The organism is Halomonas sp. M4R1S46 (assembly GCF_025725685.1).
GTDB lineage: Bacteria > Pseudomonadota > Gammaproteobacteria > Pseudomonadales > Halomonadaceae > Halomonas.
In genome coordinates this window covers 1,545,012-1,566,614 of the sequence record NZ_CP107008.1, presented here as the reverse complement: position 1 = coordinate 1,566,614, position 21,603 = coordinate 1,545,012, and the positions used below count along the sequence as shown (strand labels likewise).

The following is a 21,603-nucleotide window of genomic DNA, read 5'->3' as shown; positions in this document are numbered from 1 at the left end:
CCGCGGCCTCACGGCGCCTGCAGCGCGCGTTCCTCCTGGCGATGCTGCAGCGGTGACACCCCGAAACAGCGCTTATAGTCGCGGCTGAACTGCGAGACGCTGCGATACCCCACCGCCTCGGCGGCCTGGTTCACGTTGCACTCCTCCTGGACGAGCAGCTGCTGTGCCTTGATCAGGCGCAGCCGCTTCAGGTACTGCAGCGGCGAGGCCTGAGTGACCTGCTTGAAGTGCTGATGGAAGGTCGAGGGGCTCATGTTGGCCTGGCGGGCCAGGGCCTCCACCGAGACCTCATCCGCGTAGTGGGCATGCAGCCGCGACAGCACCTGGACGATCCGCGAGTAGTGCCCCTGATGCAGCACCAGGGCGCGCAGCGCCGGCCCCTGCCGGCCCTTCAGCGCCTCGAACACCACGTCCCGCACCCGAAGCTCGCCCATGGCGGCGGTCTCGGCGGGGTCGTGCAGCGTCCGCAGCAGCCGCTCCACCGCTCCCTGCATGCCATCGGTCATCGACACCGAGGCCATGGGCACGGGGGCCTCTTCATCCTCCCCACCGCACTCGCCCATGGCCGTCACCAGCTCGCCGAGCAGCGCCGGCTCGAGGCGTATCGACACCCCCAACAGCGGAGACTCGGCCGAGGCATGGGTCTCGCACTCGAAGGGCAGCGGCAATGTCTGCACCAGGTACTGGCCGGGGCCGTAATGGATCTCGCGGTCGCCGAGAAAGCCGATCTTGTAGCCCTGGGCGACGATGATCAGGCTCGGCTCATACATCAGCGGCGTGCGGCCAACGGGGCGCCGTGACGCCATCAGCGACACCGCCGGCAACGACGTCGGCGTGAAGCCATCGCGCGCGACCAGGGGCACCATCAGCTCGACCAGCGGACACGAGAGGGCTTGTGTGACTTGCATCCTGGGCTCCATGACTCGGGATGGGACGATTATGACGATTTCCTCCGCCCGTCGGGCGAGCGGTCCCTGACTTTCGTAGGAATGGGCAAAAACCCCGGAGGAACGTCGGTCCCAGACGACCGCCTGCCATCCCATACTGTCAGCGTCCCTTATTCCGGATACCTCACATCGAGAGGAGCACCGTTCCATGAGCCAGACCCGTGCCTATGCGGCCCACGCCGCCGACCAGCCCCTGGCCCCCTTCGGCTTCGAGCGCCGCCAGCCGCGCCCGGACGACGTCGCCATCGAGATCCTCTACTGCGGCGTCTGCCACAGCGACCTGCACTTCGCGCGCAACGACTGGGGCATGACCCGCTTCCCCCTCGTGCCCGGCCACGAGATCGTCGGCCGCGTCACCGCCGTGGGCGACGAGGTGAGCCAGTTCCGGGTCGGCGACCGGGTCGGCGTCGGCTGCATGGTCGACTCCTGCCGCCACTGCCAGCCCTGCCGGGACGGCGTCGAGCAGTTCTGCCTCGAGGGCTTCACCATGACCTACGGCAGCGACGACCGCCAGGACGGCAGCTTCACCCAGGGCGGCTACGCGGATCAGATCGTGGTCAGCGAGCCTTTCGTGCTGCGCATGCCCGAGGGCATCGACCTCGCCTCCGCCGCGCCGATCCTGTGCGCCGGCATCACCACCTACTCGCCGCTCAGGCATTACGGCGTCGAGGCCGGCCACCGGGTCGGGGTGATCGGCATGGGCGGCCTCGGCCACATGGGCGTCAAGCTCGCCAAGGCGCTGGGCGCCGAGGTGACCGTCTTCACCCGCTCCGAGGCCAAGGTCGAGGAAGCCCGCCGCCACGGCGCCGACCACGTGGTGGTCTCCACCGACGCCGCCCAGATGGACGCGGTGGCCGAGCGCTTCGATTTCATGCTCGACACCGTGCCGGTGCAGCATGACCTCAACCCCTACCTGGCGGCCCTGAAATACGACGGCACCCATATCCTGGTCGGCCTGCTCGACCCCATCGAACCGGCCATCGAGGGCTTCAACCTGGTGTTCAAGCGCCGCGTGCTGGCCGGCTCGCTGATCGGCGGCATCGAGGAGACCCAGGAGCTGCTGGACTTCTGCGCCGAGCACGATATCCGCTGCGACATCGAGACCATCGACATCCAGGACATCAACACCGCCTTCGAACGCATGGAGAAGGGCGACGTGCGCTACCGCTTCGTCATCGACATGGCCTCGCTCAAGACCTGATGCCCCGACCGCCGGCCGCCTCCTGGGCGGCCGGCCTCGTCGAGCGTCCCACCCCGAACTGTTGGCGGGCAACGACGACGATAACCTAGGCTGAGCTGTCGCCGGCCAACTCCAGGAGGGAAACACCCCATGCAGTCACGCTACTTCACCATCAACGACCACCCCCAGGGCACCCCGACACGGTCGCTGTTCGAGCTCCACGAGAGCGAGCTGCCGGCACTGGCCGACGGCGAGGTACGGGTGCGCAATACCTGGCTCTCGGTGGACCCCTACATGCGCGGCCGCATGAGCGGCGTCACCACCTACATCGAGCCCTTCGCGCTGAACGCGCCGCTGGAGGGCGCCGCCATCGGCGAGGTGGTCGAGTCCCGCGATGCGGCCTTCCCGGTGGGCACCCGGGTGCGCCACATGGCCGGCTGGCGCGATGTCGCCCAGCTGCCCGGCGCCGAGCTCGAGCCACTGCCCGGCTTCAAGGTGCCCGAGCAGGCCTACCTGGGCGTGCTGGGCATGCCGGGCATGACCGCCTGGACCGGCCTGAACCGTATCGCCGAGATGAAGCAAGGCGACAACGTGCTGGTCAGCGGCGCCGCCGGCGCGGTGGGCTCGCTGGCCGTGCAGCTGGCCAAGGCCAAAGGCGGCACCGTGGTCGGCATCGCCGGCTCCCGGGACAAGCTGGACTGGCTCGAGTCCCGAGGCGTCAAGGCGGTCGGCTACAAGGGCAAGGATGCCGCCCAGCTCACCGAGGCGCTGCAGGAGGCCTGCCCCGAGGGCTTCGACGTCTACTACGAGAACGTCGGCGGGACCTGCCTGGAGGCGGCCCTGAACACCCTGCGGGTCGGCGCGCGCATCGCCGTGTGCGGCATGATCGCCCGCTACAACGAGGCCACCCCCAGCGCCGGCCCCGGCAACCTGGCGATGATCCTGATCCGCCGTGCCCGCATGGAGGGCTTCATCGTCTTCGACCACTGGGCCCACTACTCCGAGTTCCTCGGGGAAGTCGGCCCCCAGGTCGAGAGTGGCCGACTCGACTATGAGGAAACCGTGGAAGCAGGCCTGGAGCACACCCCGGACGCCTTCCTCAAGCTCTTCGAGGGCGCCAACCGCGGCAAGATGCTGGTCCGGCTATGAGCGAGCCCGCCAGGGGCGAACCCCGGGACGTGGTGGCGGTGATCCTGGCCGCCGGGGCGTCCCGGCGCTTCGGCGCCGAGGACAAGCGCCGGGCCCGGATGCCAGGTGGCCAGCCCCTGCTGGCCGCCGCGGTGGCCAACGCCGCGGCGGCCTTTCCCCGGCTGCGCGTGGTGCTCCGCGACGATGACGATCCCGAGGCGCTGGGGCTCGCGCCCGATACGCCCGTCATCCGGGCGCCCCATGCCTGCGACGGGCTCGGCGCGAGCCTCGCCGATGCCTTCGCCGACCTGGTGGGCGATCCCGCCCTGGTGGATACCGTGGCGGCGGCGGTGCTGCTCGGCGATATGCCCTGCCTGGCGCCCGAGACGCTGGGGGCACTGCGCGACGGCGCCGAACCTGATCGCATCCTGCGCCCCCGCCACGCCGATCGACCGGGTCATCCGGTGCTGTTCGGCCGTGCGTTCTGGCCCGAGCTGACGGCCCTGGCCGGCGACGCGGGCGCCCGCGGCATCATCGCCCGCCACCGATCGCGCTGCCGCGAGCTCGAGGTGAACGATCCCGGCATCCACGTCGATATCGACGTCGCCGCGGACCTGGCCGCCCTGGCGCCGTGCTCTCCCTGAAGGCCGACGGCCTGGACCGCCCCACGAAGACGGCGACTACACTCCCCAAGTGATCGCCGAGAATGACAAGGGGTACGACCGTGACGACCCTGACCATCAACGGGCAACGCCATGAGCTGGATGCCCCGGATGACATGCCCCTGCTGTGGGCGATCCGCGATCTCGTCGGCTACACCGGCACCAAGTACGGCTGCGGCAAGGGACTGTGCGGCGCCTGCACCGTGCACCTGGACGGCCAGCCGACTCGCAGCTGCATCACCCCCCTCTCCGCGGTGGGGCAGCGCGAGATCACCACCATCGAGGCCATCGCCGACGACCCGACCGGTGCCAGCGTGCAGCAGGCCTGGCGCGAGCTCGACGTGGTCCAGTGCGGCTACTGCCAGTCGGGCCAGATCATGGCCGCCACCGCGCTGCTGCGCCACAACCCGGCGCCGGACGACGCCGCCATCGACGGCGCCATGAGCGGCAACCTCTGCCGCTGCGCCACCTATGTACGGATACGCGCCGCCATCCACGCGGCGGCGGACGACCTGGGCCAGGAGGTGACCTGATGCACGTATTGGCGAATCGGCACAATGACGAGGCCCCCGCGGCACGGCACTGGCTGGTGAATGTCAGCCGGCGCGGCTTCATGAAGGGCACCGCGGGGCTCGCCCTGGGCCTCTACATGGCCCCCCTGCTGGGCCGCGGCGGCCGGGCCCTGGCGGCCGAGGAGAACGGCGAGTTCGCCCCCAACGCCTTCCTGCGCGTGACGCCGGACGGCGAGGTGGTGGTGATCGCCAAGCACCTGGAGATGGGGCAAGGCACCTACACCGGGCTGGCGACCCTGGTCGCCGAGGAGCTGGACGCCGACTGGCAGACGGTGCGCGTCGAGGGCGCCCCGGCCGACACCCAGCGCTACCAGAACCTGATGTTCGGCATCCAGGGCACCGGCGGCAGCACCTCCATCGCCAACTCCTTCGAGCAAATGCGCCGGGCCGGCGCCACGGCGCGGGCCATGCTGGTGGCGGCCGCCGCCGGGCGGCTCGAGGTGTCGCCCGACAGCCTGAGCGTGCGCGAGGGCCGGGTCAGCCACGAGGCCTCCGGGCGCGCGCTCGGCTTCGGCGAGCTGGCCGAGGCCGCCGCCGGCCAGCCGGTCCCCGACGCGGTCTCGCTGAAATCCCCCGAGCAGTTCACGCTGATCGACAGGCAGCACCTGCCCCGCCAGGACGGCCCCGCCAAGACCGACGGCAGCGCCCGCTTCACCCAGGACGTGCAGCTGGACGGCATGCTGATCGCCGTACCGGCCCATCCGCCGCGCTTCGGCAGCCGGCTGGCCAGCGTCGACGACGCCGAGGCGCTGAAGGTACCCGGCGTGGTGGCCAGCGTCCGCTTCTCCTCCCCGACCCGCGGCGGCGAGCTGGTCGCGGTGCTGGCGAGCAACACCTGGGCCGCCATCCAGGGACGCGACGCCCTGTCGCTCGAGTGGGACGACGGCCAGGCCTTCACCATGAGCAGTGACGAGATCGAGGCCGCCTATCGTGAGCGCGCCGGCACCCCCGGGGCCCCGGTCACCCGGCGCGGTGACGCCGCCCAGGCGCTGGATGAGGCGGCCCGGGTCATCGAGGCCGACTACGTGGTGCCCTACCTGGCCCATGCCGCCATGGAGCCGCTCAACTGCGTGGTGGACCTGCAGGACGATCACTGCACCATCCACAACGGCGAGCAGTGGCAGACCATGGATCAGCAGCTGGTCGGCAAGCTGCTCGGCCTGGCCCCGGAGAGGATCACCATCCACCAGCTCTACGCCGGAGGCAGCTTCGGCCGGCGCGCCAACCCGGTCAGCGACTACGTGCTGGAAGCGGCGGCGATCGCCAAGGCCGCCCGCGCCCAGGGACGGGACGTGCCGATCAAGATGGTCTGGACCCGCGAGGACGACACCCGCGGCGGCCACTATCGCCCGCTCAACGTCCACCGCGCCCGCCTCGGCCTGGACGACGACGGCAAGCTCACGGCCTGGCACCAGCGCCTGGTCGGCCAGTCGATCATGAGCGGCACGCCGATGGAGTCGATGATGGTCGAGGACGGCATCGACCCCACCTCCGTGGAGGGCGCCTCCAACCTGCCCTACGCCGTACCGGCGCTCCACGTCGAGCTGCACACGCCCGGTGACATCGGCGTGCCGGTGCAGTGGTGGCGCTCCGTGGGCCATACCCACACCGCCTTCTCCACCGAGAGCCTGATCGACGAGGCCGCGGTGGCCGCGGGCCAGGACCCCTACCGCTACCGCCGCGAGCTGCTGGCGGATCACCCCCGCTGGCGCGGCGTGCTCGACCTGGCCGCCGAGCAGGCCGGCTGGTCGTCGCCCCTCGAGCCGGGTGCCGAGGGCGTGCGGCGCGGCCGCGGCATCGCCGTCCACCAGTCGTTCAGCAGCTATGTCGCCCAGGTGGCGGAAGTCTCGGTGAACGGCGATGGGCGGCTCAAGGTCGACCGGGTGGTCTGCGCCGTGGACTGCGGGGTGGCCGTCAACCCGGACATGATCCGCGCCCAGATGGAGGGCGGCATCGGCTTTGCCCTGGCGGCCGCCCTGCACAGCGAGATCACCCTCGACGGTGGCCGGGTAGTACAGTCCAACTTCAACGACTTCCAGGTCCTGCGCCTCGACGAGATGCCCAAGATCGAGGTGCATATCGTGGCCTCCGACGCGGCGCCGACCGGGGTCGGCGAGCCCGGGGTGCCCCCGCTGGCCGCGGCGGTAACCAACGCCATCCACGCCGCCACCGGCCAGCGCATCCGCCGCCTGCCGATCGCCGACCAGCTCGAGGCCTGACCATGCAGGCCCTGGATCTGGAAGTCGTCGAGGCCGCCCGTCGCTGGCATGCCGAGGGACACGATCTCTGGTGGTGCACGGTGCTGTCGACCTTCGGCTCCGCGCCCCGTGAGCCGGGCGCCCTGCTGGTCGCCCGGGCCGATGGCCGGCATGTCGGCTCCCTGTCGGGCGGCTGCGTGGAGGAGGCCTTCCTGGCGCGCCTGGCCGCCGGCGCCTTCCGGGCCCCGGCCGAGGTCATCGCCTACGGGGACGGCGCGGGGGCGATCGATGCCGACCGGGTGAGCCTGCCCTGTGGCGGGCGTCTCGAGGTACTGGTGGAACGCTGGCCCGCCGACGCCCGGGCGTCCCGCGAGCTGGAGGCCTACGCCGAGGCCCTGCGCGGCGCCAACCTGATGGAGCGCCGGGTGCCGCTCGACGGCGGCCGGTGTGGCTGGCAACTCGCCGACGCCCCGGGCCCCCGGGTCGAACGCCGGGCGGAGACCGTGCGGATCCGGATCGGACCGGTGGCGCGGCTGGTGATCGCCGGCATCTCGCCGGTCAGCCAGTACTGCGCCCAGTTCGCCCAGGCGCTGGGCTTCGAGGTGGTGGTCTGCGATCCTCGTGCCGAGGCCTGGGCCGGCTTCGACGCCGGCGACGCCCGCTGCCGGCGCGAGCTGCCCAGCGAGTACCTCAGGCGCCACCCCGCCCACGCGATGACCGCGGTGGTGGCCCTGACCCATGACCCGCGCCTGGACGACCTCACCATGCTCGAGGCCGTCCGGGGCTCGGCCTTCTACATCGGCGTCATGGGCTCGAAGCGCACCTCGGCGAACCGCGCCGAGCGGCTCCGGCGCAGCGGCGGCCTGGACGACGAGGCGCTGGGGCGCATCCGCATGCCGATCGGCCTGGACCTGGGCAGCAAGACACCGGCCGAGATCGCCCTGGCGACGCTGGCCGATGTGGTGCGGGTGATGCGCGGGCGCTGATTCCTCATCGGGTCGGCACCGGGGACGCCCCCGACACGTTTCGACGGCGGGAGACCGATGACGCCATGAGCCCGATCATCCGCCCCTGGCGCCATTCCGCTGATTCGAGACCTGGTCGAGCGGTATCACGACTGGGGAAACCTGCCGTTGCTTTTGACGTTCATGAATTAGGCTGGCATCGCGATGAAAAACAAGGGTCTTACCACGAAGATTGTCCACGGCGATCGCGAATCGCCGATCGAGCACGGCTCCGTGCACAAGCCGGTGCATAACGTTGTTCTCTACGGTTACAACACCGCGGAAGAGCTCGCCGCGGTATTCCAGAACAAGCAGCCCGGCTATTCCTACGGTCGGCAGAACAACCCGACCACCACTGCGCTGCAAACCAAGATCAGCGCGTTGGAAACGGGGATCGATACCATCTGTTTTGCCACCGGCATGGCGGCGATTACCGCCACCTGCTTGACGCTGTTAAAAGCCGGGGATCATCTGGTCTCCAGCCAGTTCCTGTTCGGTAACACCAACAGCCTGTTTCAGACGCTGACCCAATTCGGCATCGAGGTCACCTTCGTCGACGCCACCGATGTCGCCAATGTGGAAGCGGCAGTGCAACCCAATACACGCATGGTCTTCGTCGAAACCATCGCCAACCCCTGCACCCAGGTAGCGGACCTGAAAGCGATCGGCGATTTCTGCCGCCGGCAGAACTTGGTCTACGTGGTCGATAACACCATGACCTCACCGGCACTGTTCTTGCCGAAGGCGGTGGGCGCCGGCTTGAGCATCAACTCGTTGAGCAAGTGCATCGCCGGCCATGGGGAAGTCCTGGGCGGCGCGGTCACGGATCTGGGCGAGTACGACTGGAGCCGCTACCCCAATATCAATCCCGTGTACCGGAAAGGCGATCCACAGAAATGGGGCCTGCAACAGATTCGCAAAAAGGGGTTGCGTGATATGGGTGCGACCCTGGCACCGGACTCGGCCCACCGCATCGCTATCGGCTCGGAAACCCTGGCCCTGCGCATGGACAAGGCGTGCAGCAATGCACAGGCGCTGGCAGAGTATTTTTCCCGGCACAAGGCGATCAAGCAGGTCTACTACCCGGGCCTTGCCGCCCATCCGCAACATCAGCGCGCACAGGAACTGTTCAACGGTTTCGGGGCCTTGATGAGCATTGATCTGGTCGACAACGACGCCTGCTTCGACGTGTTGAACAAGCTGCAAGGCGTGGTGCTCTCCAGCCACCTCGGCGACAACCGCACCCTGGCCATTCCGGTGGCGCACACCATCTTCTTCGAGATGGGGCCGGAACGGCGGGCGTCGATGGGCATCTCCGACGGCACCATTCGTCTCTCCGTGGGAATCGAAGATCGGGATGATCTGCTGGAGGAATTTGAGCGGGCATTGGGGTAGCCGATATCGCGGCTCTCGCGCCGGCAGGCACCACATCCGGATACTCCAGCAGCTGGTCAAGCATGGTCGGGAGCCTCTCCCCGTGACCCGCTCGGATGGCAGCCCCGGCCGGTACGGCATGGGGCCGGTGGCGGCGGCGCGGGCCCGATTGCGCGAGTGCGGGGCCCGGGTGAGCGTCCTTCCGGCCTTCGATGTCCAATCCTGACGTAGCCCTGCCCGCCGGAGATGGCGGTCGCATCACCTTTCCTCGAGGGGGCCTTATGGATCCTCGCCTGCTCTACTCCCTGGCGGCGGATGCCATCCTGGTGGTCCACGCGGCCTTCGTGGTGTTCGTGATCCTGGGACTCGCGCTGACGCTGATCGGCAAGCCCCTCGCCTGGCACTGGGTCCGCAACCCCTGGTTCCGCCTCGCGCACCTGGGGGCGATCGGTTTCGTGGTGCTGCAGGCCTGGCTGGGCGCCCTCTGCCCGCTCACCGTGTGGGAGATGGCGCTGCGGGAAAGGGCGGGGGACGTCGTCTATTCGGGCTCCTTCGTTGCCTACTGGCTGCACCGGCTGCTGTTCTATCAGGCACCCGCCTGGGTGTTCATCGTCGTCTACACGCTGTTCGGCGGCCTCGTCGTCCTCAGCTGGCTCTGGGTGCGCCCTCGTCCCCTGGGCCGCAAGCGACGCCGTGACATCCGCTGACATGGCCTGGCAAGTCGCGACCGTTCACGTCACAGGAAGACATACACCGTCACCACGAGGAAGGCGCCGTGCAACAGCGGCCAGAACAGCAGCTTGGGGATGAGGTTGTCGCGGTAGTGGAAGAAGCGGTTATCGCTGAGCGCCATGAGCATGAACGCATTGATGGAGACGGCGACGATGGTGAAGTAGGTGATGAAGTAGAAATACTCCAGGTACATGATCTCCTCGGCGGCGTACCGGCGGCGGACATCGATATGCGCGAGCAGGATGATGAAGAAGATGGCCGCCGAGGTCGCCAGCACCGTGGAGGTGGTGAAGCCGTACAGGGAGGCACGGGCCGTCTCCCGGGTGTCGATCATCAGCATGGCAAACAGCATGACCGCGGCGACGAACAGCGGGATCTGGTTGGAGATGAAGGCGTCGGTGATGTTGCGCAGCAGGGTGACGTTGTAGGTCAGCTCCGGGAACTCCCCTCCCTTGGCGTTCCCGCGCAGCCCGAGGTCGCTGCGGTAGTCATGGAAGCGATAGGCGAAGAAGCTGCGCTTGACCTGCCAGCCCGGCAGGCGAAAGTCGGGCTCCATCCCCGGCAGCGCCGTCGGATGGATCAGCCGATAGGCCTCCAGCTCCGGCACCAGCACGATATGGCGCGCCAACTCGGGATGCCAGACCCGCAGCCGCAGGGTCTTGATATCGATCGGGAAACGGGAGTATTCGAAGGGTTGATGCAGGGTGGTCTTGAAGTACCAGCCGATCACCTCGCTGTCGCCCTCGCGCAGGCGAAACAGCTCCTCGCGAACATCCTGTTCGGGGATGGCGTCCGGGAAGAAGATCCCGCGCCGCAGGTCGTCATGTTCCGGCACCGCATAGCGCTGCCAAGCGAAGCCGGTGACGACGAAGTCGTGCGCCGTCTTGAAGCGAATCGCCTGGATGAACATCCCCGTCGGGATCCGGATCGGGTCACCGAAGCGCTGCAGGCGAGCCTGTTCGCCATAGCCATCGAGGTAGCTCTCGATACCGGCACGGTCGATCAGCATGACCGCCTCCGGCGGGTCGCGACCCGCCTCGGCGAACTCCAGGGTCCAGATGTGCACCACCCCGACCAGGAACAGCAGGGCGATGGCCACGCTGCCGCTCCAGAGGGCCGGATTGGCGTCCAGGCGGTAGGCGAGGAGCAGGACGATCAGGCCGCTCGCGCCGACGATCAAGGCGATGGCGATCAGGATCTGTCGGTGCTTGTGTTCGCCGAGGTCGAGCGGGATCTCGGCGGTGAAGGCCACCACCGCCAGGGACCAGCGCGGCGCCGTGATGGGACGATAGAAGATCCAGGAGTCCTGGCCGGTGAGTTCGTTGGAATGGGCGATGGCACCGCTCTGCAGGTCGGTGGCCCGTTGCGCCAGCCGCGTCAGCACCGGATCGCGCAACTGGTCGGCGATGTCGTGCAGGTTCTGTCCCTGACGCGCGTATTCCCGCCGCGGGTGCGCCACGAAGGTGCCCTGATCGGTGATGACGAAGGCATAGCCGGTCTCGCCCAGGTCCAGGGCGCCGACCAGGTCCCAGACATCCTCGATCGAATAGTCGATGCAGACGGTGCCGTCGGCCTCGGCGGCGTCGCGGGCCCGCTGCGCCTCGGGGAGTCGGAAGGGCGTGCAGTAGAGGGCGAGCATCGCCTGACTGGCCTGGCCGAAGAAGGGCTCCAGCCAGCCCGACCGGGCGGTCCCCTGGTGGTACCAGTCGTGTCGGGGCTCGGTATAGTCGTAGACGTCCTCCACCCGGACCATGCGGTGAACGCCATGGCGCTTGACGATGTAGGGCGCATGCAGCCGTCGGTCCGGGGCATAGGCATAGGGGCGAAACATCACCCCGACGCCGAAGACGTGGGGGTGCTGCGCCACCAGTTCCTCGAGTCGAGCCTCGATCCGGGCGACCGGCAAGTCGCCGCTGGCCAGCTCGCTGGCGAGCTCATCGGCCAGGCCGGAGAGCTGGCGCATATCGGCGTTGAGTGACTCGGCAGCCGCCGTGGCCTCGCCCCGGATCCGCTCCCGCCAGTCATCGGTCGTTTGCTGCCGAGTGCTGCGGTCCACCCAGATCAGGCCGACGGCGATGGTAAAGGCGACCACCGCCACGACCAGGGCCGTGCTGAAGACGAGGCGTGCCGGACCGGGTGGGGGAAACATCCTGCACCTTGATGTCTCGGGAGCGAACGGGGTTCGTGTTCGGTATGGCACCGGCCGAGGGGGATTGCAACATCGGTGGTCAGGTCCTCAGGGAAAGATGGCGACGCCCTCTACACTTACAGGAGGCAAGCCGCAGCACAGGCTGGAGGTGGGTGTCACCTCGGCCGCCGCTCAGGGGGAAGGTCATGCCCATTCTCGACTTCGACCCGATACGCGATGTCTGGAGCAGCCTCGCGGCGGGCTATGATCGGCTCGTCACCCCCACGCACCTGTGGCTGGGCAACGAGGCCCTGCGCCGGGCCGGCCTCACCAACGGCATGTCGTTTCTCGACGTGGCCTGCGGCAGCGGGGCCTTGAGCCTGCCGGCGGCGCGCCTGGGGGCGCGGGTCACCGCCATCGACCTCTCCCCCGCCATGGTCGAACGGCTCGCGGCCAGGGCCCGGCAGGCGGGGATCGACAACATCGAGACCCGGGTCATGGACGGCGCCGCCCTGCGGCTGGACGACGACACCTTCGACATGACCGGATCGCAGTATGGCGTCATGCTCTTCCCCGATCTCATGGCCGGGCTGGCCGAGATGGTGCGAGTCACCCGGCCGGGCGGCACGGTGCTGGTGGTCGCCTTCGGCCTGCCCGAGGAGGTCGAGTTCATGCGCTTCATGATGGACGCCATCCAGGCCGCGGTGCCCGAGTTCCCCGACCTCTCCCGGGAGCCGCCGCCGCTGCCGTTCCAGATCGGCAGACCCAACAAGCTGCGTCACCGGCTCATCACCACCGGCCTGAGAGACGTCCGGGTGGAGCGGCTCACCGAGCCGCTGCGCTTCACGTCGGGCCAGGCACTGTGGGACTGGCTGATGTACAGCAACCCCATCCCCGGCCAGCTGGTCGCCGACCTCTCGCAGCAACAGCAGGCCCGGATCCTCGAGGAGCTGGACGCCAGGGTCCAGGATCGCGCCGGGAACGACGCCTCCGCGGTGCTCACCAGCCGGGTCAATATCGGCATCGGCACGAAGCGGGACTGAGCGTCGCGAGGCGCCCGGGGCCATCGCGCGCGGCTCCCGCGGGAAGTCTGCCGACAGCGGCCTCGAACCCGGCGTGAGCCTGCTCCCCAGCAATCAGGAGTGGCCATGAACATCGGCATTCTGACCCTGCGGATCTCCCTTCCCGGCTGCGCCTCTCTCAAGGAGAAGCGCCAGCGCATGCGCGGCATGCACCAGCGCTATGGCCGCAACCCGGCGGTGGCGGTCTGCGAAAGCGCCGACCGTGACAGCCTGGCAACCAGCGAATGGACCTTCGTGGTGGTCGGGCAGACGGTGCCGGAGGTCGAGTCGCTGTGCAGCGAGATCGAGGACAGGCTGCAGCGCACGGTCGATGGCCGGGTGATGGACGCCACCCGGGAGATCCTCTGACCACTCCTGCGGTGCCCGATGGATGTCGCCCATACTAGCAGGAGGCCGACGCCCGCCTGTCGCCGGGCACACACGCCCCTGTAACAGTCCGGCGGCATGCTGGGGTCCCCCTACCCGGGAACCATCCAAGGACAGCGAGGCCCCCGATGAAACGAATGCTCCTGATGCTCACGCTCTGCTGGCTGCCGTGGCTGCTGGCCTCGGCCCCGGTGTCGGCCGCGCCGGATGACGCCATCACGGCCGCGGCCGGCCGCGTCACCCTGGGGCCCCGTCCCCTGGCGCTGGTGCAGGCCATGGGCGAGGACAGCCAGCGGGAACGCGAGCTCAAGGCGGACCTGCTGCGCTGCGCCGCCGGCGAGCGGCCCTGGCGCCGCAGCGACTTCACCATCGGCCATCGCGGGGCCCCCATGCAGTTTCCCGAGCATACCCGCGAGTCCTACCTCGCCGCGGCCCAGATGGGGGCCGGGGCCATCGAATGCGACGTGACCTTCACTGCCGACCAGGCACTCGTCTGCCGCCATTCCCAGTGCGACCTGCACGCCACCACCAACATCCTCGAGACCGACCTGGCCCGGAAGTGCAGCGTGCCGCCGGCCTTCGCCCCGGACAGCGGCGAGCTGACCAATGCGGCCAAGGTCCAGTGCTGTACCAGCGACATCACCCTGGCCGAGTTCGAGTCCCTGCAGGGCAAGATGGATGGCGCCAACACCGAGGCGCGCAGCGTCGCGACCTACCTCGATGGCACGCCCGGCTGGCGAACCGATCTCTACGCCGATCGCGGCACCCTGATGACCCACGCCGAGAGCATCGAGCTGTTCCGGGCGCTGGGCGTGCGGATGACGCCGGAGCTCAAGGCCCCGAGCGTCGTCATGCCCTTCGAGGGCATGAGCCAGGCCGACTACGCCCAGAAGCTGATCGACGAGTACGAGGCCGCCGGCGTGCCGGCAAGCCGTGTCTTCCCGCAGTCCTTCAACCTGGAGGACGTGCGCTACTGGATCGAACACGCCCCGGCCTTCGCCGACCAGGCCGTCTACCTGGACGATCGCTATGACCTCGAGGGTTTCGATCACCGCGACCCGGCCACCTGGACGCCGAGCATGAAAGAACTCGCCGCCCAGGGCGTGAAGATCCTGGCGCCACCGATGTGGATGCTGCTGGCGGCCAACCCGGGGGCCGGCGACGGCGAGAGCCGCATCCTGCCCTCGGTCTACGCCGAGCGCGCCAGCGACGCCGGGCTGGAGTTGATCGCCTGGAGCTTCGAGCGCTCCGGCCCGCTGTCCCGGGATGGCGAGTGGTACCACCAGACCACCGAGGCGGTCATCGACGGCAACGGCGACAAGCTGCTGACCCTGGACGTACTGGCCCGGGACGTGGGTGTCCGTGGCCTGTTCTCCGACTGGCCCGCCACCGTCACCTTCTACGACAACTGCATGAACCCCGAGGCCTGACCGGTAGCCCAACACACACGCAACGGGCCGCACCGATCTGCGGCCCGTTGTATTCGGTGCCCTCCACGCTCGACCACGATGACATCTCTCCCACGGCGTTGAAGGCATACGTCATAGATCGAAACCAGGCACGACAGGAATGAGTGCGAACTGGAGAAGTTATTGTTGGCGAGCTGTGGCCACCTTGATCCTATAATAATATTTGTCAGGCCTCACGGAGCGGAGTCTCACGAAACACAAATAAGGGATATATCATATTACTGGAACGAGTAAGCTTTCGAGCTTAAGGAGAGCGACATGCGGCGGGCCTTGGTAGTACTAGCAATCTTGCTCGGTGCGTACACCGCCACAGCGATGGCGCAGGATGCCGTCGAGGTCGACCCTGAACACTACCAGGTTGAATTCGAAAATGACCAGGTCCGCGCGTTACGCATCACCTATGGCCCTGGCGAGCAATCTGTGATGCACGAGCATCCGGCGGGCGTGGTTGTGTTCCTGACGGACGGCCATGTGAGATTTACATTCCCTGACGGCACGACTCGAGAGGTCACCGCAGAGGCGGGCACGACTCACTGGGTTGCGGCCGACCACCACCAGCCCGAGAATCTCGGTGACGAACCTCTAGAGGTGATTCAGATAGAGTTCAAGGACAATCCTGCGGCGGTGAAGTGAGCCTGGCTGATGGCCAGCGATTGCTCAGCCAAGGGACGCGCTCACGCTGGCCGTATGGAGCCCCGTGGACATAGCCGCTGCATATAGCAAGATACCCCCACTTCAATGATTCCGATTCGGACGTCCAGTGGTTGTCAGAAATATTCTGTCATCTGGAACGTGTGGCGATATTCACTCGGACATAATCACGTGATCCGTTTGAAGAGCCGTCGAAAGGCACAGGAATCCTCTTATCCGACCAGCCAGCTGATTTCATCGACCGACGCCGGAGTGCGCTCCAGCCGGCGTTTGGCGTCTTCGACCCGCAGCCTCTGAACATAGGCGAGCCCCCTGAGTACCAGCACCCCGGCCGGGCTGCCGCACCGCACGTTCCGATCCCGCCGCCTGGTCGCGATGGCCGATATGGACCGGATCTGCCCTGTCTGCCTCTCACATTCCGGTTCGATGAGCGCGACCCTGGCCCCGTGGGGACGGGCGCCAGGCGAGGGACGCCCTTCGCCGCCGTCCCGGCCGAGGGATGCCACGCCGCCCAGGCGGCATGGCATCCGACCGCTACTCCATCAGGGAGGCAGCATCCATGTTGACGACATCCGTTATCGAAACCCTGCAAGACGCCTTGCGTGGTCGCGTGATCCAACCGACCGATGCCGACTACGAGGAAGCACGCACCCTCTTCAACGCGATGATCGACAAGCGCCCACGACTGATCGCCCGGTGCGTCGACGTGGCGGACGTGATGGCCGCCGTCGGGTTCGGGCGAGACCAGGGACTCCCCATCGCCATTCGCGGCGGCGGACACAATGGCCCCGGCCTCGCCTCGGTCGACGACGGCCTGGTCATCGATCTCTCGTCGATGAAGGGGCTGCGCGTGGATCCCGTGGCCAGGACGGTGCGGGTCGAGCCCGGCTGCCGATGGGGCGACGTCGACCATGCCACCCATGCCTTCGGCCTGGCGGCCGTCAGTGGCATCCACTCCAATACCGGGGTGCCCGGCCTGACCCTCGGTGGGGGGCATGGCTACCTGACGCGTCGCCATGGCCTCGCCATCGACAACCTGCTGGCCGCCGACGTGGTGCTGGCCGATGGCCGGCTGGTGCACGCCAGCGAACGCGAGCACCCCGATCTGTTCTGGGCATTGCGCGGCGGGGACGGCAACTTCGGTGTGGTGACCTCGTTCGAGTTCCGTCTGCACCCGTTGGAAACCGTCATCGCCGGGCCCCTGTTCTGGCCGATCGAGGCGCTCGAGACCACGCTGCGCTGGTACCGCGACTGGCTGCCCCAGGCGCCGGAGGAGGTCTACGCCTTCTATCTCACCGCCGAGGTGCCCTCGGCGCCGCCCTTCCCGCCGGCACTGCATGGCCGCAAGGTGTGCGGACTGCAATGTTGCGTCACGGGCCCCGAGGCGCACGCCGAGGCGGCGCTGCAGCCGGCCCGTGAGGTGGCCGAGCCACTCTTCGAGGGCATCGGGCCCATGCCCTACCCCGCCCTGCAGAGCATGTTCGATGCCCTCTATCCCGACGGCCTGCAGTGGTACTGGAAGGGCGATGTCGTCCGCGAGCTCTCCGACGCGGCCATCGCCGAGCACCGGCGCTTCGCCGAGGTGCCCACCAGCCTGTCGACGATGCATCTCTATCCCATCGACGGCGCCGTGCATCGCGTCGAGGAGCAGGCCACCGCCTGGCGGTTCCGCGATGCCACCTGGTCGATGGTGATTGCCGGCATCGATCCCGACCCGGCCAACCACGAACGCATGCAGCGCTGGGCGCGCAACTACTGGGAGGCCCTGCATGGCCACTCCGCGGGGGGCGCCTACGTGAACTTCATGATGGAGGAGGGCCTGGAGCGCATCCGGGGAACCTACGGCGACAACCTGCCACGCCTGCAACGCATCAAGGCCCACTACGACCCGGAGAACCTCTTCCGGGTGAACCAGAACATCGTGCCCGCCGGCTGACGGGCACGAGGCCACCGACAAGCGGACCGACCGCCAGGGAAAGGCGGCTCCCCCCCCCTCGGGGCCCGCCGGCCATGACGCCTCCGTCTACGGCGGGACGGTGGCATCCGGCATGCGGAACTTGCGCCGATGGCCACCGGGCGTGATCCCCGTCTGCCGCTTGAACAGCCGCCGGAAGAAGGCCGGATCCTCGTAGCCCACGGCCCAGGCGACCGCGTCGATGGGCTGGGTGGTGCGCTCCAGCAGGCGCTTGGCCTCCTCGAGTCGCAACGCCTGTACGTACCGGATCGGCGAGTAGCCGGTGGCCTTGAGGAAACGCCGCTGGAAGCTTCGCTCCGCGGCGCCACTGCCCACGGCCATCCTCTCCACCGGTGAGTGACAGTCCAGATGCCGAGCGATCCAGCGCTGGGCGCGCTCGACCGCCGCGTCGCCATGATCGAAGCGGGGCGAGAAGACGCTATAGGCCGCCATGCCGTCGCTATGCAGGTCGAAGGCGAAGAACTTGGCCATGGCCTGGGCCACGGCCGAGCCCAGTTGCCGGGCCACCAGGTAGAGCGCGAGATCCTGCCAGGACGAGGCGGCCCCGGACATCACCAGTTCCTGGTGCTCGCCCTCGATGATCAGGGTCTTCTCAAGGGCCAGGGTGACCCGCGGGAAGTGGCGGCGAAAGGTGTCGGCATAGGCCCAGTGCATGGTGGCCACGCGCCCGTCGAGCAGGCCCGTCTCGGCCAGCAGCAGGGTCCCCGAGCACGCCGAACACAGCTTGGCGCCCCCGGCATGCATGGCCAGCAGCCACTCCACCAGCTCGGGATAGCGGCCGGCCTGCCATTCGCCATCCACCACCATGAAGGACGGCACGATGACCAGGTCGGTCCGGGTCACCTCCTTCACGGAGCGCGCCTGCAGCAGGGTCAGGCCGGCATCCAGCATCAGCGGCCCTTCTCCCGCGGCGACGATATCCACGGTGAACGGCGGATGCCGGGACAGCGCCTCATCGAACCAGCCCAGGGCACCGAAACAGTTGAAGACGTCATGCAGCCCCGTGAGGGTGCCGATGATGACATCCCGGGTCGCCACCAGGCTGACGTGCTGGGCGGGTTGCCGTGTCTCCATACCCAGCAACGTGGCAGAAACGGCACCGTTCTGCCAACGCCACCCTCCATGACAACGGCAAGGCGCCGAAGCTTGATCGCCCTTCTGCCCTGGCGTCACGGTCCCCTGCGAGTGATCCGCGGCAGGGGGCAACGCTGTGACGTCGGCTACACCAGCGGCAGGCAGACGTCCGTCACCAGCTCGTGCTCCGGCGTCTCCGGCATCAGGTTCCGGTAATGGAAGAAAAGCGGGAAGTCGCGCAATTCCTCGCCGCTCTGCGGCAGCCATTCCCGGTACAGATAGTAGGCGGCGTCGGCGATGCGGTCATGGGAGCCCCGGTGGCGCACCACGGCACAGCGCCCCCCCGGGATGACCTTGTTGACGACGCCATGGTCATTGTCCGGCACCGGGGTTGTGACAGAGCTGCAGAGGTCGAAGCGGAATCGCTCCGCCGGCGTGGTCGCCGGGTCGTCGTAGGCGATACCGAGGTTCTCCGCGTAGGCGATGGGCGAGAATCCCGTGGACTTGCGCCACTCGATGAACCGCTGCGCCGAGGCGTTGATCAGTGCAGGATCGCCGCGGTGTTCGAGCGCCGCCACTCGGGTATCCGGAAAATCGATGATGGTGACGTCCATGTGGTGCCTCCGTTCTCTTCTGGGCAGTTGATAGGTCTCGGTCCAGGGCCGCCAGTCCGCGGCCCGGCGGAATCGAGAGGGGGTCTGGCCGAAGGTCTTCTTGAAGGCCCGAGAGAACGACTCGGGATTCTCGAACCCCGCTTCCAGCGCGATGTCCAGGATCGACGTCTCGCGCTCGAAGGCCAGCCGATAGGACGCTCGGCGCAGCCGCATCAGCTGTATGTAGCGCGCCACGCTGATGCCCGCGAACTGCGAGAACTGGCGATGGAAGTGATACTTCGAGAAATGGGCGACCCGGCTCAGCCGCTCCACCGAGAGCTCCTCGGACAGATGCTCGTCGATATGGGCGAATACCCGGTCGAAGCGTTCCGCATAGCCCGCCGCCGTACTTCCCTTCATGCGTCTCCCTCCCTCGATTCCCCGGCACTATGCCCCAGGGAAGTCACGCTCTCCTGACCGATCTTGCGCAATGTGCGACTGAGCTCACGCGTCTACCACTCACGGCGCGGCGGAGGGGGCTGTCCCGCCCCCGGTACCGACAAGGTCTGCCACGCCGATGGCAGGACGACAGGAGCCGCCTGGGTGGTCTGGTCAAAGAGAAACAGGTTGATGGGATCATAGCGGTTCCTCGCACTCCCCACAGCAGCAGACGTTGAAGGTCCATGCGGTTCGACCGGCCGGGTCGACGCGAACTCCCTGCATCCCCGAGAGTTCGACCAACAGGCCGTCATCGCAAATGCCGCTGCCCCTCGTGTCCCCACTAACCGCGTCCTTCCGTCGGACAGGTCTGCTCGGCGGAGGCGACCCGCTTCTGGGTGGCCTCCGGCCGAACGACAGCGCCCGAATACGGTCTACCTCGCGAATGCCAGCGCCGGCGGGTCCACTCGCCTCGTCGCGCGGGGCCCACGGCCGCACCACTGCAGGGGATGCCATCAAGGTGACGATCTACAGGACCACGGGGTTTCTTGCCGTCTTCTTCCTCACGACCGCCGCGTTAAGCGGCGTCGTCTACCGCCTCTTCGAGACGCATGTCGACGCGCGGGGCGTACTCCACGAGCCCTTCGTGCTGATCCCGCTCGGCTGGCTCTCGCTGATCCTGGGCCTGGTGCTGTTGCTGGCCTGCGTCGGCAACTGGCTGGCGAGACGCCAGAGACGGCGGGGCTAGAGTGGCCGTCCCGGTCGGATGAGTGCGCCGTCGCGCGCTGCGATTTCGGTCTCGAGCCCCGCACACGCCTGACCGCCGCGTCGAACGCTTAGGGCGTTACATGGCGGCGCCATCGCCCCGGTGATGCCCTGGCGGGCCCCCGACACCGCAGCTCAGGAAGAGACGCCGACAGAGATATTCTGGTTGAAGCGGAACCGGTTGGTGGGGTCATAGCAACGCTTTAGCGCCGCGAGCCGTGCGTAGTTGGCCCCGTAGGCGGCCCGGACCCGCGCCTCCCCCTCGTCGGCCAGGTAATTGACGTACGCGCCCTCGTCCAGGAACGGCGCCGCGGCGCGGAAGCACCGGCGTCCCCACTCGATGTTGGCGTCGGAGTCCGTGGCGTCCTGCCACATGCGTAACACCAGCACGCAGTGCTGGGCGTGCCGATGAGCGAAGGCGGTTTCCCGTGTCCCCACGCGGCCGACCGCTCCTCCCAGATGCTCGATGGCGGCATCGCTGAAGGTGCGCATGAAACCCGCCTTCCAGTAGTGGCGCAGGCCAGGCCTGAATCGTCGCATTCGCCAACATGACGCCTGCCTCCCCCTCAGTGCCCGATGCGCCAATGCTCACCGGTGCCACCTCGGCACCGCCCGCAGTGTCCTGCGTATTATCCCCTTGACTGCAATATTGTACTGAGGGTCATGCGTCGGCAGCCGTTGCACCCGCCGCCAGCGCTGGGCGGGCCAGGCCGGGGCCAACGGTGACGCTCCCCTGGTGGAATGCATCGGCCTGCGCCATAGTCTCCCTGACGACCAACCGGAGACCGGCGAGGTGCCGTGATGCTGCCCATCCGCGGGATCGACCATCTGGTGCTGCGCATCCGCGACGAGCGCCGCATGCTCGCCTTCTACTGCGAGGTGCTGGGCTGCCCCCTGGAGAAGCGCCAGGACGAGCTCGGTCTGATCCAGCTGCGGGCGGGCGACGCCCTGATCGACCTGGTCCCCGTGGACGGCCCCCTGGGCCGCCGCGGCGGACCGCCACCCGGCCGGGACGGCCATAACCTGGATCACTTCTGCCTGCGCCTCGCTCCCTTCGACGAGGCGGCGATCCGCCGCCACCTGGCCGCCCATGGCATCGAGGCCGGCGAGACCAAGCGCCGCTATGGCGCCGAAGGCGCGGGCCCCTCGATCTATCTCCAGGACCCCGAAGGCAACACCATCGAACTCAAGGGACCACCCGACGCGTAACGACGCCATGCCCCGGGCGCCAGTCACGTCCTTTGGCGGCCCCAATGACATCCCCA

20 protein-coding genes are annotated in these 21,603 nt (G+C 68.1%); 15 read left to right on the top strand and 5 right to left on the bottom strand.

Annotated elements, in window-relative coordinates; genetic code table 11:
• Positions 1-8: 8 nt before the first annotated feature.
• Positions 9-908 (bottom strand): AraC family transcriptional regulator, encoded by a 900-nt coding sequence (locus OCT48_RS07455; RefSeq protein WP_263592067.1) that lies wholly within the window; start codon positions 906-908, stop codon positions 9-11.
• A 187-nt stretch (positions 909-1,095) separates the two neighbouring features.
• Between OCT48_RS07455 and OCT48_RS07450 the strand changes: the two genes are divergently transcribed.
• The 8 genes from OCT48_RS07450 to OCT48_RS07415 all read left to right on the top strand — a co-directional run bounded on the left by OCT48_RS07450 (position 1,096) and on the right by OCT48_RS07415 (position 9,772).
• Positions 1,096-2,148 carry an NAD(P)-dependent alcohol dehydrogenase gene (locus tag OCT48_RS07450; RefSeq protein WP_263592066.1) on the top strand — a complete coding sequence of 351 codons (1,053 nt, stop codon included), beginning with the start codon at positions 1,096-1,098 and terminating at the stop codon, positions 2,146-2,148.
• Positions 2,149-2,277: 129 nt separating this feature from the next.
• A complete protein-coding gene (locus OCT48_RS07445; RefSeq protein ID WP_263592065.1) occupies positions 2,278-3,276 on the top strand; it encodes an NADP-dependent oxidoreductase in 999 nt (332 codons plus the stop codon).
• Positions 3,273-3,899, top strand: a complete 627-nt coding sequence (locus OCT48_RS07440; RefSeq protein WP_263592064.1) for an NTP transferase domain-containing protein — start codon at positions 3,273-3,275, stop codon at positions 3,897-3,899. The genes OCT48_RS07445 and OCT48_RS07440 overlap by 4 nt, the downstream gene beginning before the upstream one ends.
• Positions 3,900-3,979: 80 nt before the next feature.
• Positions 3,980-4,450, top strand: coding sequence for a (2Fe-2S)-binding protein (locus tag OCT48_RS07435; protein ID WP_263592063.1), 471 nt, complete (start codon positions 3,980-3,982; stop codon positions 4,448-4,450).
• Complete coding sequence (locus OCT48_RS07430) at positions 4,450-6,708, top strand: xanthine dehydrogenase family protein molybdopterin-binding subunit (protein ID WP_263592062.1); 2,259 nt, start codon at positions 4,450-4,452, stop codon at positions 6,706-6,708. The genes OCT48_RS07435 and OCT48_RS07430 overlap by 1 nt, the downstream gene beginning before the upstream one ends.
• Before the next feature lie 2 nt (positions 6,709-6,710).
• Positions 6,711-7,673, top strand: a complete 963-nt coding sequence (locus tag OCT48_RS07425; protein WP_263592061.1) for an XdhC family protein — start codon at positions 6,711-6,713, stop codon at positions 7,671-7,673.
• A 183-nt stretch (positions 7,674-7,856) separates the two neighbouring features.
• Positions 7,857-9,086, top strand: coding sequence for a cystathionine gamma-synthase family protein (locus OCT48_RS07420; RefSeq protein ID WP_263592060.1), 1,230 nt, complete (start codon positions 7,857-7,859; stop codon positions 9,084-9,086).
• 260 nt (positions 9,087-9,346) lie between these two features.
• Entirely contained in the window at positions 9,347-9,772 is a 426-nt protein-coding gene (locus OCT48_RS07415; RefSeq protein ID WP_263592059.1) for a DUF2784 domain-containing protein, read from the top strand.
• A gap of 29 nt (positions 9,773-9,801) precedes the next feature.
• Here the strand turns inward: OCT48_RS07415 and OCT48_RS07410 are convergent, their stop codons facing one another.
• Positions 9,802-11,946 (bottom strand): cache domain-containing protein, encoded by a 2,145-nt coding sequence (locus OCT48_RS07410; protein WP_263592058.1) that lies wholly within the window; start codon positions 11,944-11,946, stop codon positions 9,802-9,804.
• A 185-nt stretch (positions 11,947-12,131) separates the two neighbouring features.
• Between OCT48_RS07410 and OCT48_RS07405 the strand changes: the two genes are divergently transcribed.
• The 5 genes from OCT48_RS07405 to OCT48_RS07385 all read left to right on the top strand — a co-directional run bounded on the left by OCT48_RS07405 (position 12,132) and on the right by OCT48_RS07385 (position 17,429).
• Positions 12,132-12,968, top strand: coding sequence for a class I SAM-dependent methyltransferase (locus tag OCT48_RS07405; protein ID WP_263592057.1), 837 nt, complete (start codon positions 12,132-12,134; stop codon positions 12,966-12,968).
• A 105-nt stretch (positions 12,969-13,073) separates the two neighbouring features.
• Positions 13,074-13,355, top strand: coding sequence for a DUF503 domain-containing protein (locus OCT48_RS07400; RefSeq protein ID WP_263592056.1), 282 nt, complete (start codon positions 13,074-13,076; stop codon positions 13,353-13,355).
• 146 nt (positions 13,356-13,501) lie between these two features.
• Positions 13,502-14,803: a glycerophosphodiester phosphodiesterase family protein gene (locus OCT48_RS07395; RefSeq protein ID WP_263592055.1), complete on the top strand. Its 1,302-nt coding sequence runs from the start codon at positions 13,502-13,504 to the stop codon at positions 14,801-14,803.
• A 297-nt stretch (positions 14,804-15,100) separates the two neighbouring features.
• Positions 15,101-15,475, top strand: a complete 375-nt coding sequence (locus OCT48_RS07390; RefSeq protein WP_263592054.1) for a cupin domain-containing protein — start codon at positions 15,101-15,103, stop codon at positions 15,473-15,475.
• Between the two features lie 628 nt (positions 15,476-16,103).
• The gene (locus OCT48_RS07385) at positions 16,104-17,429 is read left to right on the top strand and encodes an FAD-binding oxidoreductase (RefSeq protein ID WP_263592053.1); all 1,326 of its coding nucleotides are present in this window, start codon (positions 16,104-16,106) and stop codon (positions 17,427-17,429) included.
• An 87-nt stretch (positions 17,430-17,516) separates the two neighbouring features.
• On the opposite strand, the gene OCT48_RS07380 is transcribed toward OCT48_RS07385, so the two are convergent.
• Both OCT48_RS07380 and OCT48_RS07375 read right to left on the bottom strand, forming a co-directional pair.
• Positions 17,517-18,542 carry a GlxA family transcriptional regulator gene (locus tag OCT48_RS07380; RefSeq protein ID WP_263592052.1) on the bottom strand — a complete coding sequence of 342 codons (1,026 nt, stop codon included), beginning with the start codon at positions 18,540-18,542 and terminating at the stop codon, positions 17,517-17,519.
• A gap of 146 nt (positions 18,543-18,688) precedes the next feature.
• Positions 18,689-19,555 (bottom strand): AraC family transcriptional regulator, encoded by an 867-nt coding sequence (locus OCT48_RS07375; protein WP_263592051.1) that lies wholly within the window; start codon positions 19,553-19,555, stop codon positions 18,689-18,691.
• Between the two features lie 538 nt (positions 19,556-20,093).
• Here OCT48_RS07375 and OCT48_RS07370 point away from each other — a divergent pair.
• The gene (locus OCT48_RS07370; RefSeq protein WP_263592050.1) at positions 20,094-20,321 is read left to right on the top strand and encodes a DUF3955 domain-containing protein; all 228 of its coding nucleotides are present in this window, start codon (positions 20,094-20,096) and stop codon (positions 20,319-20,321) included.
• Between the two features lie 152 nt (positions 20,322-20,473).
• Here the strand turns inward: OCT48_RS07370 and OCT48_RS07365 are convergent, their stop codons facing one another.
• Positions 20,474-20,830: a BBE domain-containing protein gene (locus OCT48_RS07365; protein ID WP_263592049.1), complete on the bottom strand. Its 357-nt coding sequence runs from the start codon at positions 20,828-20,830 to the stop codon at positions 20,474-20,476.
• 309 nt (positions 20,831-21,139) lie between these two features.
• On the opposite strand from OCT48_RS07365, the gene OCT48_RS07360 reads away from it, so the two are divergent.
• The gene (locus tag OCT48_RS07360) at positions 21,140-21,547 is read left to right on the top strand and encodes a VOC family protein (RefSeq protein WP_263592048.1); all 408 of its coding nucleotides are present in this window, start codon (positions 21,140-21,142) and stop codon (positions 21,545-21,547) included.
• Positions 21,548-21,603 lie beyond the last annotated feature (56 nt).